Origin of the sequence: Chryseomicrobium excrementi (genome assembly GCF_002798305.1) — a bacterium.
Classification (GTDB): Bacteria; Bacillota; Bacilli; order Bacillales_A; family Planococcaceae; genus Chryseomicrobium; species Chryseomicrobium excrementi.
This window is the reverse complement of sequence record NZ_PCGR01000003.1, coordinates 82161-97657: the sequence shown is the minus strand read 5'-3', so window position 1 is coordinate 97657 and position 15497 is coordinate 82161. Positions and strand designations below refer to the sequence as shown.

Sequence of the window (15497 nt, the reverse complement as noted above, 5' to 3'; positions counted from 1 at the left end):
AAGTTTCTTTACTTTTTAATCTGGCATGTAGAAGAAATCATGCTCCCATGTAGAAGAAACCCCTTCGCATGGAGAACAACGAGTAGCCCTTTGCAGAACAAACACCTCCTCTTGCAGAAGAATGACCGCTCAACCCGCAAAAACCCCCAGAGAACGGATCTCCGGGGGCTCTTTGACCACATTATGCAGTTTTAACGGTAAAGTCTACATTCACATTATTGCGGATTGCATTCGAGAATGGGCAGATTTGGTGCGCTTCATGGACTAGCATCTCAGCAGTCTCTTGATCGACACATTGAATTGTCACGATCATTTCTACAGAAATCGCGTATCCTGCGTCACCTTTATTGAGTGACACGTGAGAAGTGAGCTCAGAGCCGGCGATTTGCGCTTTCTTCTGCATCGCTACAATGTTCAAAGCAGAATCAAAACAAGCCGAGTACGCACCGTAATATTGATCAGGTTAAATAACAGTTTGAATTTATTACCTCTGTCCTTTCTCCAAGGATCGAGGTTTTTCACTCCTAAATGCACAAATTGAATTTCCAAAAGAGAATTTTGAACCAAGAGACTTTGAGTTCTCTAAATAGAATTCCGAATTGGTTTAAAAAGATTCTTAATTTGTTTAACAAGGTGCACTGAGCCTAGCTTCGTCAACTTTTCGCAAGTCGTAAGTAACGTGGATAAGCTAGCAACGCCACCATACTACATGCTGCACCAAACCCTACTAGAATAACTAGAGAAAGCCAGATATCGCTAATAGTTCCTTTTTCGAGTAAAACGATTTTGAACCCTTCCAGCGCCCAGTAATGCGGCAAGAGTCTTGCAATAGACTGCAAAACGTCTGGCATAAACTCAACAGGTAACCAAAGGCCACCGAGCATGGCACCACCTAACGCAATGACTTGCGTGAGAGCAATCCCCATATTCTCCGTCTTGGCAAGGACCGCCATAGCCATCCCGCAGCCTGTTGCTACAAATGCCAGTCCGATGGAAAGCACAGTCAGAGCCAATGGATCACCGAGTGGCAGGTTATATGCTACAACGCCGAAGCCAAATAAAATAACAATTTGAAGCAACACCACTGCCACAAACGGGAGCCACTTTCCTAAAAAGTATTTAAGATGACTCAGGGGAGTACTTGCAAGTCGAGCCGCCATACCGCTGTCTCGGTCTTTGATGAAGGCAATGACAATTGAAATCATGATATAAAATGAAAACATGACGGTATAACCCGGAACAATTTGGACCACGAGTTGCTCCGAATCAGCCCCCATACTTTCTCCAAAGATGGTGATAAATCCTACAATAAAAATGATAGGGAGTAGGAATGTCCAAAACCATAATCCTTTGTCTTTTGTTTTCTTTTTCAGTTCCATCAAGGCGATTGCTGTCATTGTTGGGCCTCCCATCCGTTATCCCGAAGAGGGGTACCGGTCAATTTTATAAATATGTCTTCTAGTTTTGCCTGACTCAGCTCTAGCCGTGCTGGTAGGATAGCTTTTTTTGCTAAATGGCATGTCACTGCCTCTAAAGTCTGCAATGGCGTTTGGCTCTCGATTAAGTAGCCTTCTTCGTGTTCAGTCACGCCTTCAAACCCAGTTAACAGTTGTTTAGATATCCCCTTCCCTTCTACATAAATTGAAGACTGCCTATGTCGCGCTAAAACATCTCTTAATTTTCCTTGTTCGATCACTACACCGCGATCAATAAATCCTATATGGTCACAGAGCTGTTCCACTTCCTCCATATAATGACTTGAATAGATCACAGTCTTTCCGTTGTTCTTGAAAGAATGAATCATCTCAAATATCGCTCTGCGGGACTGAGGATCTACACCAACCGTTGGTTCATCTAAAATCATGATGTCTGGATCATGGAGAAGTGCACATCCAATGTTCAAGCGACGCTTCATTCCACCTGAGAAAGTAGAAACAAGGGACTTCTCACGGTCTTTCAAACCTATGAGCTCTAGCACTGCATTTATACGTTCTTGAAGTTTTTTTCCTTTGACTCCATATAAGCGTCCGAACAAGATTAGATTATCTCGGGCAGTCAATGTCTCTTCTAAACAGATATCTTGTGGGACGTATCCTATACGCTGCTTCATAGCTGTCTGGTTGCCTACATAAGGTGCGGAGTCGATCTTAATCTGTCCCTTGTAGTCTTCAATAACACCAACTAAAATCTTCATCAGCGTAGATTTGCCAGCACCGTTAGGACCCACCAAGCCAAAACTGCTAGCCTTGGGTATCGTCAAATCAATCTGTTGAAGGGCTGGCTGCTTCCCGTAGAGTTTTTCGATTGCATGTAGCTGAATCATTTCATTTCCTCCCTAATTTCGTTTTCGAAGGGACTGATTCATACGCTTCTCCAAATGTTTGAAGTAGCTATACCAACCAATCCAGTTGAGAAGATACGTTCCTGTGAAAAACAACCAGCCTATTAGAAGTGCTTGCGGTTGCAAAGGAATCCATCCTGTCAGCCAGGTGAAAACCGGAAAAAGTGCAACTAAAGATGCCATGTAATGCACCACCGTCTGCTTCAACATACTCCAGTCCTCGATTTCAAATAATAATGCCGATACACTGAAATAGGCACCAATCAGCATACTACCAAACAGATTGAGGGCAAGCATCCGCGCAGGAACCATTTCCATGCCGTCAAACATCAACCAGGTTACTATCAACGTGAGCAAACCTCCGACACCAAGGCCACCAAAAATTCGAACAATGATATTACTTATCACGGTTCCCACCCCCTTCAATCAATTGGTTGCGAAGATGATGTACATAACTTCGAGTCACATATTCTTTAGCGCCTGATTTGAAAAAAACACAAAGGTTTCCGTTGAAAGACAGTTCAAATCGTTTGATTTGATCCACATTCCCGATAACCGACTTCGAGAATCGAATGAACCCAAAGGTCCCTAAAAACTCTTCTAATTCATAGAGCTTCAATTTGAGTTCAAGAATTCCTTCAGCTGTCTGCGCATAAACTTTACGGTTGGTCGAATACACAAAATCGATATCTTGTGGCTGCAAAATGACCGACCGTTCCCCATCTGTTCCTACAAGTCGTTTGGGTGCAGTCTCTGCTGTCTCTAATTCTTTGAGATGGCGAATGATAGCTTCCACCTCGGTGGACCATTCTTGAGCTTGGATAGTAATCACAGGTGTGTCCTCATTCTGAGGATCAATGTCAATTTTGATTTTCATTGGGCCTCCCTTTCTTACTTCATAGTTTAAGTCTGAATAAATGCAGATAGTGTATGTAGTGTCTGAAATGCCATTGTACATGTCTAAGTTGCAGAATTCGATGTCTCAGGTGCAAAACACCTTTAGTAGCTTTCGCCATTTCTATGTAGTGTCCTTCCTAAAGCAAGTCTTCTTGGAATAAAAAAATCGAGTAAGGGATTTCCCTTACTCGACCATAGAGTATCTGATTATGCAGTTTTAACTGTAAAGTCCACATTCACATTATTGCGGATTGCATTCGAGAATGGACAGATTTGGTGCGCTTCATGGACTAGCATCTCAGCAGTCTCCTGATCGACACCTTGGATTGTCACAATCATCTCTACAGAAATCGCGTATCCTGCGTCACCTTTATTGAGTGACACGTGAGAAGTGATCTCAGAACCGGCGATTTGCGCTTTCTTCTGCATCGCTACAATGTTCAAAGCAGAATCAAAACAAGCCGAGTACGCACCAGCGAACAATTCTTCCGGTGTTGTCTTCCCTGTCATATCCACTCCTGGCATTGGCATGCCTAGGTTCAAGTCATAAGTTCCTGTTTCAGAAGTGACGCGTCCTTGACGGCCACCGACCGCTGTTGCAGTTGAAGTAAATAGTTTTTGCATGAGTAGTTCCTCCTCGAATTTTCTGATATAATTAAGTTGTACACAATTTAATTTTACACAATAAAAATAATCTTGCAATGAATATGCACAAGGAGGATTTGTTTATGGAAGCTTTACATCTATCCAACCAACTGTGCTTTCCGTTTTATGCTGTGTCAAAAGAGATCACAAAACGCTACCGTCCCTTATTAGAACCGCTGCATCTGACTTACCCGCAGTATTTGGTCATGCTCGTCCTTTGGGAGACAGATCAGGTGTCTTTGAAGACTATCGGCAAACGACTCCATCTTGATTCAGGTACCCTTACCCCACTCGTCAATAAACTTATTTCGCAAGGCTACCTTGAAAAAGCACGCAACCCTCAGGATGAACGGCAGCTTGTTGTCCAGCTAACAGGTGAAGGCCGAGCACTTCAAAAGCAAGCTGAGTCGATTCCTGAACAACTTGCTGAGGTCCTCGGTCTCAATGAAAATGAATATTTTGCTTATCAGCGCATGCTCACCGATTTGTCCATAAAACTTGGATTAACCGACGATGCAACATGCTGAAACATCCACCTACTTCGAATTCACTTTGGATTCGAAGTTTTTTTATTTACCTAGGACTAAAGATAGTTAATTAGACCCTGTTGCCCTAGTTTCGACAACTGTATCTAACAGACCATATTTTTTTCGAATATTATTGCAATAAAATGGCGTTTACCTGTTAATATGAATATATATGATTAGTTGTCAGTGACTAAAAAGCAGATTTTTGAAATCTTAGACCTATATCTAATTGTTAGGAGGTTTGTAACATGTCCCAAGATCACTCGAGGTATTCTCGCCTTGCCAACATCACGAAAATGATCAACATGAAGCTCGATTTACGCGAAGTCATGGAGCAAGTCACATTGGCCATTTCAGAAGAAATCATGCGCTGCGACTCTGTCGGCATCTATCTCCCTCAACCAGACGGCACGTTCCGAGGATATGTCGGGAAGCCTGAAATTATCAATGGGCGTACACTAGATATGCATGTCATTGATACCCATTATGATCGATTAGCAAAAGAAGTCATTGAAACTAAGAAAACGATTTATATCCCTGATACCTCGAAAGACAACCGTCCGGATCCTCGTGCAGTAGAAGCATTCAAAATCAAGTCTCTCTTAGCATTGCCGATTTCCTACGAAGGCGAGCTATTTGGTCTTGTCTTCTTGTTTGACTATGGCACCCCCATGAATTTAACAGAAGATGAGATTCAAGCAGTTGAAGCCTACGTCAATATGGCTGCAGTTGCGATTCAAAACGCCACCAATCTAACCAAAAAAGAAAAACTGCTAAACGAGAAGCAATTGCTTCTGGATGTATCCCGAGACCTGTCGATGTACACAACATTACAGGAATGCTTTGATAGCTGTTTCTTCTATATCCAGCGTGTCCTCGACAACCCAAATATCGGCGTGCACTTACTAGATCCCATTGCACAAAAACGAATCAGACCTGCCAGACTAAGCAAAGACAGCGACTGGACGGAAGAAAAATGGTTGGAAACACATAAAGAATTGGACTTCGATGAGAACACTGATGCTCTGGTACAAGAAGTGGTTCAGACAAAAACCTACATCTTTATTCCAGATGTCTTCAAAGACCCTCGTCCCGACCATAACTTGTGCCGCAACTTCGGGATCTACGGCCTGGTTATGTTCCCGATCATCACGATGGGAGAAGTCCTCGGTCAGATATCCATTGTCACTCTCGAAGAAAAGGCACCTCTTTACACCGAGAGCCAGCTGCAACTGACCCAGTCTATCATTGATACGATGGCTTCTGCCCTGTCGCATTTACTGTACATGGAAAAGCAAGACATCATTATTGAAGAACGGACTTCGGAAGTATTGGAGAAGAACAAAGAACTTCAACATGTCGTATCAGAACTTCAGCATTTGAGCCGCGAGAAAGAATTGATTTTGAATTCGGCAGGTGAAGGAATTTTCGGTTTAGACCTACACCGTAATATTACATTCTGTAATCCGGCAGGTGCACTGATGCTTGGGTACCAATCCGAAAGCGAACTGATCGGTAAGTCTGTGCATGTCATCATGAATGGACAAACGATAGAACGTGAAGCGACCACGGATACAAACGATTCGTATTTTGAAGAATATAAAGTGTTTTATCGTAAAGACTGCTCCACGTTCCCTGTGGAATATGTAACGGCGCATATCAAAGAGAATCAAGAGATTGTGGGCGAAGTAATCACGTTCAAAGATATTTCACAACGGAAGCAGCTGGAAGAGAAAATCAAATACTATGCGTATTTTGATAGCCTGACCGATTTGCCGAACCGCGTGCTGTTGATGGACCGCATCACTCAAGGACTCAAGTACGCGAAGAAGAATGAAGAAAAAGCCGCGATTCTGTTCTTAGACTTAGACCGCTTCAAAGTGGTCAATGATTCCCTCGGTCATAGTTACGGAGACCTTCTATTGAAAGAAGTTGCGACACGTCTGATGACCTGTGTGCCAGAAGGTGCGACGGTCTCCCGACAAGGTGGGGATGAATTTACCATCTTCCTCCCTCTCGTGAAAGATGAAGGTGCCATCTTAAAAGTCATCAAGTGTATCGATGCGGTCTTTGATGAGCCGTTCCAACTGCACCAACATGAAATGTACATCAAGACCAGTATTGGAATCAGTCTGTTCCCAGAAAACGGAGAAACGGCGGAAGTCCTTATTAAGAATGCCGACACCGCGATGTACAAATCTAAAGAGCGTCCGGGAACGAGCTTTCACTTCTTTAGTGAAGAGATGGACATTCGCTCGTACGAAACCATTCGGATTGAAAACGATCTGTACCGGGCTATCGAAAAAAATGAATTGTACCTGCATTACCAACCACAGATCAATTACAAGACCGATCAAATCGTTGGTGTAGAAGCACTCCTTCGCTGGAACCATCCAGAGCATGGATTCATTCCACCCGACCGCTTCATTCCACTAGCTGAAGAGACGGGACTCATTGTACCGATTGGAGAATGGGTGCTGCGCACAGCTTGTACGCAAATGAAGAAGTGGCACGATGATGGACTGAAACTCCCGAGTTTATCTGTAAACCTATCCGTCCATCAATTTGAACACCAGGAGTTGTTTAAGACGATTGAATGCATCTTAAGCGATACCGGACTCGCACCCGAGTATTTGGAGCTGGAACTGACAGAGAACTTGATTGTGAAGAACACGGTTCAAACGCTACAGACCATGGAAAAGCTGCAAAGTCTCGGTATCAAGATTGCCATCGATGATTTTGGTACGGGATATTCATCTCTAGGCTATCTGCGCAATCTGCCGATTTCCAAATTAAAAATCGATAAGTCTTTCGTTGACTTGATGGTAAAAGACGATGCCGCTATCACCAACACGATCATTACACTCGCACAAAACCTTAGCTTAGAAGTCATTGCAGAAGGGGTTGAAACGAAGGAACAAGCCGATTACTTACTGCAACAAGATTGCTTCTTGATGCAGGGCTATTACTTCAGTAGACCGATTCCACCCGAAGAGATTTACACCAAATACGCGTAAGTGAGGAGAATTCAGTAATGAAAGCAGCACGTATCGTATTAGATGTTTTAAAGCAGAACGGTATCCAGCATATGTTTGGAATTCCTGCAGGATCCGTCAATGCTTTTTTTGACGAGTTGACTCAGATGGATGACATTACTCCAGTCGTGACAAAGCATGAAGGAGCTGCCGGCTATATGGCCGCAGCCTATGCAAAATACACGAACCACCTAGCGGTCTGTATCGCATGTAGTGGACCAGGTGGTACAAACCTGGTTACGGGTGCAGCAAACGCGATGCGCGAGCACTTGCCAGTCGTATTCATAACAGGTGCTGTTCCTGTCAGCACGCTAGGTCTTAACGCCTCTCAAGAACTGGATGCCGAACCGATTTTTCGTCCGGTGACGAAGTACAGCACTACGGTGAACGATGTCGCGAATGTCGTTGAGGAAATCACGAAAGCTGTTGAAATTGCCCTTTCAGGTGTTCCGGGACCAGTTCACATCGCTCTACCAATCGACGTACAACACCAACAAGTACCTGATGCGACACTCCCTGCTGCTGCAGAGCGTAACTTGATTACTCCGGATGCGGACGTCCTTGACCGTGTAGCGGATGAACTGATTGCCCGTGAGAGCGGCTACATCTTAGCTGGACAAGGGATTCGCAATGCCGTCCCTGCTGTACTCGAACTGGCTGAGGCTTTAAATTGGCCAATCGTCACGACACCTCAAGCAAAAGGCTATTTACCAGCTAGTCACCCACTGGTGGTTGGTGTCTACGGATTTGCCGGTCATGAAGCTGCTTCAGAACTGGTTTCAGGAGACGCGCACAATGTAGCGCTGATCATAGGTTCTAGCTTAGGCGAAACGGCTACAAACAACTACAATGCAGCTATCACACAAGACCGGTTCACTGTACAGCTCGACTTCGATGCTTCGGTGTTCAATAGAAAATATACAGTCAACGAAGCTGTGCTTGGCGATATCACGTTGAGTGTTCCAGCACTTGTTGAAGCTGTTAAAGCGCGTAAAGGCTCAGCTTCACCTGCTCTAGTCGACGTGAAAAAGCAAGCCCCATCTGAAGGTGGCTCGGAGTACACGACGAAAAATGTATTACTCGCATTACAACAAGTGCTTCCTGCTTCGACTCGTTACACGATCGATATCGGAGAGTTCATGTCCTACATGATCAACCATTTAGAAGTCAAAGAATCTTATACGTATGAAATCAACGTCCACTTTGGTGCGATGGGTAGCGGAATCGGTTCAGCTATCGGCTCGAAGCTTGCAGAACCAGAACGTCCGGTCGTTTGTATCACGGGAGACGGCTGCTTCTTCATGCATGGTATGGAGCTATTGACGGCGAAGGAATACAACTTGCCGATCTTGTTCGTCGTTATGAATAACGCGCGTCTTGGCATGGTGTATCACGGTCACAACTTGCAGTTCAAGCGTACGCATACTTCGTTCGAACAACAGCCGGTGAACATCAGTGCCATGGCAGCTGCAATGGGCATTCCAAGCCACCGTGTGAGTGAGATGGAAGACCTAACAGAAGAACGCGTCCAAGAGCTACTGTCTCATAACGGGCCAGCTGTTCTCGAAGTCTTCTTAAAAGACAACAGCACTCCTCCAATGGGAGACCGTGTGAAGTTCTTATCTTCGTTCGGAAAATAATTAAAAAGCCTCTGTGAACTTATCAAGAGTCCGCAGAGGCTTATTTGTTTAGTTATGAACTTCACGTTGAGGCATGTGCTGTAAAAGCGTTCCGATTGTTTGTCCTTTAAACGCATCCGGTACAGGTGCATCTTCTGCACTTTCATAATAAAAGCTCGAGTGACTCGCGTTGGCGGTGTACCCCATTTTCAAGAAAGCCTCTACCATCGCCTTCGGTGCCGAGAGCCTACCTGTCCTCTCCTTGTAAACTGGTGTGATGAACACTCGAGTAATCCGGTCCCCGTCTCCCGAATACACCACAAAGCAGTCCGCCTGTTCTGCAATGACCCAGCGTCTTTTCGCGTATAAGGAAATTCCTGCTCCTTCTAACGCAGATAAGGCTTCCAGATTCACTCCAAACAGTTCATTTATGAACTGGCGAATCCCTTTTCCAGTAAGATTACCTTGTCTTTGTGTAAGTTCTTGGTCCACTACGTGGCGTGCCTTTTGAGAAGAAGCTTGTAGGAGAGGTACTTGGTCCAGATCCATCCCAAAAATCTCATGAATCAAAGGAAAAAGCTCGTTACTGGTAAGTTGTGTGCCGTACGTTTTTAGCGCTTCATCCATACGTTCTGCTTTCTTCATCTTTATTCCTCCAAGTCACTTGTGTACTTCTCAGGTAACAACTCCATCGCGCGGCATTTCACGAGCTCCCCTTGATACGAGAGGATGACGTCTGTATCCGGGCCATAATCCGTTATCAGTTCCCGGCACATGCCGCAAGGCGCGACCACCCAGCAGCTATCCATCGTTTCATGTGGATGTGGATGCGCGACGGCTACGATGGTTTTGAATTCATGATCGCCTTCAGAGATCGATTTCCCGATTGCCATGGCTTCCCCACAAACCGTAATCCTGCCTACATTTGCCTCCACATGAACGGCTGCATGAATCTTACCTGTAGTCGTCAACACAGCAGCTCCGATGTGATGGCGACCATAGCGGTAGTTCGTTTCAATGACACGTTCTGCTGCACGTATTAATTCATAATCTATTTCTTCTAATGGTCTAGTGTGTAACATCTCAATCCCCCTGTACATTTCTAAACTTTCAATATTCCACGCCAGCCACGTGCCGCGTAATAGGAATCGGCTCCGTTGTGGTATACAAAGACTGTGTTGTAACGACGATCCGCAAACAAAGCACCCCCAAGCGTTCGAATCGCTTCAGGTGTAGCAATCCAACTGGACGTCTTCAGGTCGAATTCGCCAAGAGTTTGTAGATAGCGATACTGCTCTTCGTCTAGTAGTTCTACACCCATCGCTTCTGCCATTTCAACAGCCGATTGCTCTGGCGGAAACTTCTTACGACCTTCCCGTGCGGCTTGATCGAAGCATGTGCTGCGACGTCCCTTTGGACTTTCTTTCGCGCAGTCATAGAAGTGAAACGCACCTGATGCTTCATCAAAATACACAACATCTGGTTCGCCACCGGATTGTTCCATTTCATAGAGGCTTACTAAAGCTTCTGCATTTTCTTCTAACTTGTCCGCAACTTGTTGCCAAGGAAGTGCGGGATGCCGGTCACTGTTCTTCTCAAAACGGGATTGAAGTGTTCCCAAAAGCTCCCGTCTCTCTTCATTAGATAGATTGTGATGTGCCATTCGACTTCCCCTCTCAGTTTTTTAATAAGCCTTCAAGAATCTTACAAACGTCATCAACACTTTGCGTTGTAGTATCAATAATGACATCTGAACTTTTTTCTAATAGTGGCAATACTGTTCTGTGATTTTCTAGAATCTCTGCACGCTGCTCGGGCGTTTTTCCATAATCGTTCGTGTCCCGTTTCTCAACTCTCTTTAGCATAGTTGTAAGATCTGCTTTCAACAACACGACCACATCAAAGTCTTTATAAAATGTTGATTGATTGTCGCAACACCCTGAAATAAAGAGATGAGATGAACCCGCAGATTCCAACAACTTAGCCATTTTATCTTCTTTTAATAATCTTGCCGTACCGGTCACTTGAGGTACTTCTGTTACATAGTCTCCATAATCTGTGTCTATCGTTTGGTAGCCCAGCCGTTTTAATCCTGTTAAAGCACTTGTTGTTCCAACTCCTGATAAACCTGTCAAATAAACTACTGTCATAAGAACCTCCCATCTGTTACTTTCTACTTTACCCTTGTTTTTTTAGGGGTTCAACTACCCACGGAAGCTAGGACTACATTTTAAAAGGTTCCGTTTGGTTGTTGACAGTATGTACCAGAGAATGTAATATATAAATTGCATACGCAACATATATATTACAAATGATAAGGGGATTTTATGAAAAATCATGTGAGATCAGCTCGCATTGCTGCCAACATCACGCAGACAGATCTTGCGAGGAAGACTGGAATCACTCGTCAAACAATAGGTTTGATCGAGAAAGGTACGTATAATCCAAGTCTTCAATTATGTATTGCTCTCGCTAAAGAGCTTGGAAAGACACTTGATGAATTATTTTGGGAGGTTGAGGAAAAGTGAATTCATGGTTAACTATTTTTTTACCGAATGATGAGTACAAGCAACAACGTTTACTTCAATTTTTTGCAGAGGCAACTGTTTTATCTATCGTCTATTCAATTGTTATGATCGTAGTGGCACAAATGGTGAGTTTAGATACTTCATTTACTCTATTGATAGGGCTTGGCATTGTGTTGCTTTATTTAATGGGGCGATATGTACTTTCAGGTATGGAGTATACAGAGGTATTCACAAGTAAAGCTTATAGCAAAGAGCTCAAGAAGATTATCGGGCAGACCCTTGGCTTTGTAGCGGTATATTGTATTGTTTACTTATTTATAATCAGCGTCCCTTCTACACCTGCGGAATGGTTGGAATTTGGAGGATTTTTGATTCTTCTTACGGCGCTCTATTCTGGAGTTCATGTTCTGTCTTTACACAGATCGTATACGAAAAACTTACAAGATCTAGATTGATTTTAAGGAGGGTGAACAAATGGGAAGCATTCAACCAGTTACACTTCTCTTACCATCGCAGCAGTCGGTCACGATTCGTACCGCAACACCAGATGATGCACAGGCCGTCCTTACATACACTCAAGACGTTATGGACGAAGCGCCTTATCTCCTGACAACGCGAGAAGAATTCACGAAAACGGTGGAGGATCAACACCAGTTCTTAGCCTCCTATATGGAGCATCCTCACCAACTAGCTCTCTTGGCAGAACTAGATGGGCATGTTGTCGGGTTTCTCAATTTTCAAAATGGGCACCGGAAACGTATCGCACATCAGGGAGAAATGAGTATGTCCTTACTCCATGAAGTGCGTGGACAAAGTTTAGGAAGAGCCATGGTAGAGCAACTCATCCAGTGGGCTCAAGGAAATCCTCTACTTGAGAAAGTAACTTTAGATGTGTTTTCAGACAACCAACCAGCCGTCGCTCTGTATGAACGCGTCGGGTTCATCAAAGAAGGTATTCAACGAAAAGCCATCAAAATGGAAGACGGCACTTACCATAGCCTGATCCGTATGGCCTTATTTTTGGATAAAGAATAAGCAGCCCTCTTAGGAGAGCTGCTTTTTTACTGTGTGTTGATTTTTGAAAATGAATCACTTAGGGATTGTAATCAATATTAGAACAGTTTTGCTACAATCTTGCCTTTCACATGACGCTCGGAAAGTTCTTCTAAGGCTTGTGGAACCTCTTCTAAAGTAATGGTGCACTCAAGAAGTGATTTGATTTTACCTTCTGCAAGCATATGCAGTACGTCGTCTCCGATTCGAGCAAGGTCACGCTCTGCGACTACATCGTTCTGTTGGTGGTTCGCAGCAAGTGCTACTTCATGATACGAGATCACGCGTGTGAACGGTGTGATGTGTGTGTAGTCCGGTGCTCCTGCGATATGCGCCAAGTGCCCGCCATACGCAATCAAGTCGAGGGAGTTTGTGGCACTCTCGCGGTTAACTGTATCTAAAACAGCGTCCACTCCACGTCCATCTGTCAGTTCCATTACACGTGCTTTTACATCTTCCTCGCGGTAATCGATTACTTCGTCCGCACCTAAAGATTTCACATACTCATGGTTGTGTTTAGAAGCTGTCGAGTACACGGTTTTGCCCGCTTGTTTGGCGAACTGAATCGCAAATCCACCGACGCCTCCCGCTCCTGCATGGATCAGCAAAGTATCCAGGACGTTCATCGGGAACTTCCGGAACAGCGCTTGATACGCTGTATAAGCGGCAGTTGGCAACGCAGCCGCGTCCTCGAATGATACTTCATCCGGAATTCGCGAGATCGTGTGCGCAGTGGTCACTGCAAACTCAGCAAACACACCTTGTTTGCGTAAGTCACCGTGGAATAACACGCGGTCCCCTTGATTCCATTCCGTCACGCCTTCTCCGACTGCTTCAATCGTACCGGCTGCATCAAGTCCTAGGATGTGAGGGTAGCTCCAGTTTGGGTTGCCGTTCGTTCCTGTCTTATAATCGACCGGGTTCAATCCCGCCGCATGGACTTTGACAAGGACTTCACCCGGTCCTGGTGTCGGTGTCTCGATGTCCTGCACTTTCATCTCTTTCCATAAACCTTTTTCTTCAAGCAACAGTGCTTTCATCTCCAACGCCTCCTTGAGTTTTCTACTACAGGAAGGATACGCCTGCCTGTTTTCATTTACAAGGATTCTGTCTTATGGGCTCTCCAAGCTGTGGCCAGATTTTCAAGTTGTTGCACCAAGTCATGTTTTCCTTCTATATAACTCGAGATGTCGGTGGAATACATTCGGGCAAGTTGAAGTTTCCATTCACCGTATCGCAAGGCTTCCTCAGGATGTGCACGGAGATAATCTCGAAAAACCAAATGACGCTCGATTTCCGGATTCCCCATTTCAAATACATGGACATGATGGGTACGATTGTCGCCACCTTTTTGAAAGTAACGCCGACCGGGAAGTCCGTTCTCTCCTCTTGGCTCATAGCCGAGTGCTTCCATCCGAGCATTGAAAGCATCGACTTGCTCAAGGTTTGTTACGACTGGTAACAAATCAATCACCGGTTTTGCTGCAAGACCTGGAACTGCCGTACTCCCGATATGATGAATGTCTACAACTAAACTTCCAAACAGGTCGTGAAGAGTCTGGGCTTCTTGTTGAAATTGCTGTTGCCATTCTTCTTGATAGGGTTTTACTACAACGTGCCTCACACTACCACCTCGTTAGTTGATTTAATACGCTCCTTGCGAGTAAGTCAGTTCATAGCTGTGTGTATAGATCTCAACAATGTTGCCAAATGGATCTTTAACGTACACCATTTTATATGGCTTTTCGTTCGGGTAGTATTCACGAATCGGCATACGTTGCTTACCGCCGTGCTTGACGACTTTCTCGACCATGCCTTCAATATCTGGATCTTGGATACAGAAAATGAAGTACCACCTCGAGTGGAATACTCGATTACAGATAAAGGATTGACGCTGCGTCCACTTTTAGAGGCGATGCACTCTTGGGGTAGCCTGATGATGGACTAGTTTGTACTTAAACTTCGCCATAAGTAATAGGTGGCGTATGACTGCCAGCCCTGCCAACGAGCACCAAGTGTCTCGAGTTCTTTTACGGTTGGTTTTCTATCGAGATTCAAGTGCTTCCGCACAGCCTGATGAAGACCTGCATCTCCTATCGGGAACGCGGAGGTGCGGCCAAAACAGCGCATGCTCACATAGTCTGCTGTCCAAGGACCGATTCCTCGGATGGCTAGTAACCTCTGGCGAAGGCCATCATCACTGAGTGACTCTAGCTGCGCTTTCTCAAGCTCGCCAGTGATCATTAGTTTCGCAACACCTAGAATATACTCCGCTTTTCGTCTCGTCAGCTGCAGTTCTTGCAATTCTTCAACTGAAACATTTACAACATCTTCCGGTTTCGGAAACTGCCAGTACATCTCTCCTTGATAAGCCATTCCTTCTCCGTACCGTTCCACAAAGCGTTTCTTTAGCGTATAAGCAAACGTCAGATTGATCTGCTGCCCCATAATGGCCCATGACAGTGCTTCAAAGAGCTCGGGTATCTGAACGATTCGCAAGCCTCTGTAGTCTTGCGCTAAAGGTCGTAACAAGTCATCCCCTTCAGTTAGTTGATAAAACCCTTCAATGTTTACTTGTAAACCAAGCCACATTTCAACATAACGAGCTGCTTCCTCTAAATGCTCGGCATTTCTTACATCACTTAAAGCCGTCAATTGAAGACCCGCCTCAACTGGATTTACTTGAACAAGTAGCGGTCGAGATAAAGGCAGCCACTTCCTAACACGTCCGTCCTTTACATGGTGGGTGACCTCTATAGGCGAGCGACCGAGCAGCTTCAGGCTTTCCTCGAATCGGTAATCATCTTGGCAGTTTAAAATCACTGACTGTCCCTTCACTGGAATCCCCACTT

Annotated in this window: 19 protein-coding genes and 2 pseudogenes; 7 read left to right on the top strand and 14 right to left on the bottom strand. The window is 44.8% G+C overall.

The features are described 5' to 3' along the window. Positions 1–181: 181 nt before the first annotated feature. The 6 genes and pseudogenes from CQS04_RS09525 to CQS04_RS09500 form a co-directional block, all read right to left on the bottom strand. Positions 182–451, bottom strand: a pseudogene (locus tag CQS04_RS09525) (Ohr family peroxiredoxin); the annotation flags it as partial. A gap of 202 nt (positions 452–653) precedes the next feature. After that, positions 654–1397, bottom strand: a complete 744-nt coding sequence (locus CQS04_RS09520) for an ABC transporter permease (protein ID WP_100353924.1) — start codon at positions 1395–1397, stop codon at positions 654–656. Continuing rightward, positions 1394–2323: an ABC transporter ATP-binding protein gene (locus CQS04_RS09515; RefSeq protein ID WP_100353923.1), complete on the bottom strand. Its 930-nt coding sequence runs from the start codon at positions 2321–2323 to the stop codon at positions 1394–1396. Before CQS04_RS09515 ends, CQS04_RS09520 begins: the two co-directional genes overlap by 4 nt. A gap of 12 nt (positions 2324–2335) precedes the next feature. Continuing rightward, complete coding sequence (locus tag CQS04_RS09510) at positions 2336–2749, bottom strand: DUF3021 domain-containing protein (protein WP_165775507.1); 414 nt, start codon at positions 2747–2749, stop codon at positions 2336–2338. After that, the gene (locus CQS04_RS09505) at positions 2739–3218 is read right to left on the bottom strand and encodes a LytTR family DNA-binding domain-containing protein (protein WP_100353921.1); all 480 of its coding nucleotides are present in this window, start codon (positions 3216–3218) and stop codon (positions 2739–2741) included. Before CQS04_RS09505 ends, CQS04_RS09510 begins: the two co-directional genes overlap by 11 nt. A gap of 227 nt (positions 3219–3445) precedes the next feature. After that, positions 3446–3862 carry an Ohr family peroxiredoxin gene (locus tag CQS04_RS09500; RefSeq protein WP_094943824.1) on the bottom strand — a complete coding sequence of 139 codons (417 nt, stop codon included), beginning with the start codon at positions 3860–3862 and terminating at the stop codon, positions 3446–3448. Between the two features lie 104 nt (positions 3863–3966). Here CQS04_RS09500 and CQS04_RS09495 point away from each other — a divergent pair, with 104 nt between their 5' ends. The 3 genes from CQS04_RS09495 (at position 3967) to CQS04_RS09485 (ending at position 9085) form a co-directional block, all read left to right on the top strand. Then, positions 3967–4410: a MarR family winged helix-turn-helix transcriptional regulator gene (locus CQS04_RS09495; RefSeq protein ID WP_100353920.1), complete on the top strand. Its 444-nt coding sequence runs from the start codon at positions 3967–3969 to the stop codon at positions 4408–4410. Between the two features lie 248 nt (positions 4411–4658). Then, a complete protein-coding gene (locus CQS04_RS09490; protein WP_100353919.1) occupies positions 4659–7427 on the top strand; it encodes a sensor domain-containing phosphodiesterase in 2769 nt (922 codons plus the stop codon). Between the two features lie 17 nt (positions 7428–7444). Further along, positions 7445–9085, top strand: coding sequence for a thiamine pyrophosphate-binding protein (locus tag CQS04_RS09485; protein WP_100353918.1), 1641 nt, complete (start codon positions 7445–7447; stop codon positions 9083–9085). A gap of 48 nt (positions 9086–9133) precedes the next feature. Here the strand turns inward: CQS04_RS09485 and CQS04_RS09480 are convergent, their stop codons facing one another. The 4 genes from CQS04_RS09480 to CQS04_RS09465 are packed head-to-tail and all read right to left on the bottom strand — an operon-like array spanning position 9134 to position 11214. After that, a complete protein-coding gene (locus tag CQS04_RS09480; protein ID WP_100353917.1) occupies positions 9134–9709 on the bottom strand; it encodes a hypothetical protein in 576 nt (191 codons plus the stop codon). Between the two features lie 2 nt (positions 9710–9711). Further along, the gene (locus CQS04_RS09475; protein ID WP_100353916.1) at positions 9712–10146 is read right to left on the bottom strand and encodes a cytidine deaminase; all 435 of its coding nucleotides are present in this window, start codon (positions 10144–10146) and stop codon (positions 9712–9714) included. A gap of 20 nt (positions 10147–10166) precedes the next feature. Further along, positions 10167–10727 carry a DUF4256 domain-containing protein gene (locus tag CQS04_RS09470; protein WP_100353915.1) on the bottom strand — a complete coding sequence of 187 codons (561 nt, stop codon included), beginning with the start codon at positions 10725–10727 and terminating at the stop codon, positions 10167–10169. Positions 10728–10740: 13 nt separating this feature from the next. Beyond that, positions 10741–11214, bottom strand: coding sequence for an AAA family ATPase (locus tag CQS04_RS09465; protein ID WP_100353914.1), 474 nt, complete (start codon positions 11212–11214; stop codon positions 10741–10743). Between the two features lie 177 nt (positions 11215–11391). Between CQS04_RS09465 and CQS04_RS09460 the strand changes: the two genes are divergently transcribed. From CQS04_RS09460 to CQS04_RS09450, 3 genes are read left to right on the top strand one after another with little or no spacing between them, the layout of a single operon-like run. After that, positions 11392–11592 carry a helix-turn-helix transcriptional regulator gene (locus tag CQS04_RS09460; RefSeq protein WP_100353913.1) on the top strand — a complete coding sequence of 67 codons (201 nt, stop codon included), beginning with the start codon at positions 11392–11394 and terminating at the stop codon, positions 11590–11592. Continuing rightward, positions 11589–12047 carry a hypothetical protein gene (locus tag CQS04_RS09455; protein WP_100353912.1) on the top strand — a complete coding sequence of 153 codons (459 nt, stop codon included), beginning with the start codon at positions 11589–11591 and terminating at the stop codon, positions 12045–12047. The genes CQS04_RS09460 and CQS04_RS09455 overlap by 4 nt, the downstream gene beginning before the upstream one ends. 19 nt (positions 12048–12066) lie before the next feature. Continuing rightward, positions 12067–12627 carry a GNAT family N-acetyltransferase gene (locus tag CQS04_RS09450; protein WP_100353911.1) on the top strand — a complete coding sequence of 187 codons (561 nt, stop codon included), beginning with the start codon at positions 12067–12069 and terminating at the stop codon, positions 12625–12627. 77 nt (positions 12628–12704) lie between these two features. On the opposite strand, the gene CQS04_RS09445 is transcribed toward CQS04_RS09450, so the two are convergent. The 3 genes and pseudogenes from CQS04_RS09445 to CQS04_RS13950 form a co-directional block, all read right to left on the bottom strand. Then, complete coding sequence (locus CQS04_RS09445) at positions 12705–13685, bottom strand: zinc-binding dehydrogenase (RefSeq protein WP_100353910.1); 981 nt, start codon at positions 13683–13685, stop codon at positions 12705–12707. A gap of 56 nt (positions 13686–13741) precedes the next feature. After that, the gene (locus tag CQS04_RS09440; protein ID WP_100353909.1) at positions 13742–14269 is read right to left on the bottom strand and encodes a GrpB family protein; all 528 of its coding nucleotides are present in this window, start codon (positions 14267–14269) and stop codon (positions 13742–13744) included. A 21-nt stretch (positions 14270–14290) separates the two neighbouring features. Continuing rightward, positions 14291–14494 (bottom strand): annotated as a pseudogene (locus tag CQS04_RS13950) (VOC family protein); the annotation flags it as partial. On the opposite strand from CQS04_RS13950, the gene CQS04_RS13945 reads away from it, so the two are divergent. Beyond that, positions 14435–14593, top strand: a complete 159-nt coding sequence (locus CQS04_RS13945) for a winged helix-turn-helix transcriptional regulator (RefSeq protein WP_425430241.1) — start codon at positions 14435–14437, stop codon at positions 14591–14593. The pseudogene CQS04_RS13950 and the gene CQS04_RS13945 overlap by 60 nt on opposite strands. Here CQS04_RS13945 and CQS04_RS09430 read toward each other — a convergent pair. After that, a complete protein-coding gene (locus CQS04_RS09430) occupies positions 14590–15483 on the bottom strand; it encodes a DNA-3-methyladenine glycosylase family protein (RefSeq protein ID WP_133118818.1) in 894 nt (297 codons plus the stop codon). The two genes, CQS04_RS13945 and CQS04_RS09430, sit on opposite strands and share 4 nt — an antisense overlap. Between the last annotated feature and the right edge of the window lie 14 nt (positions 15484–15497).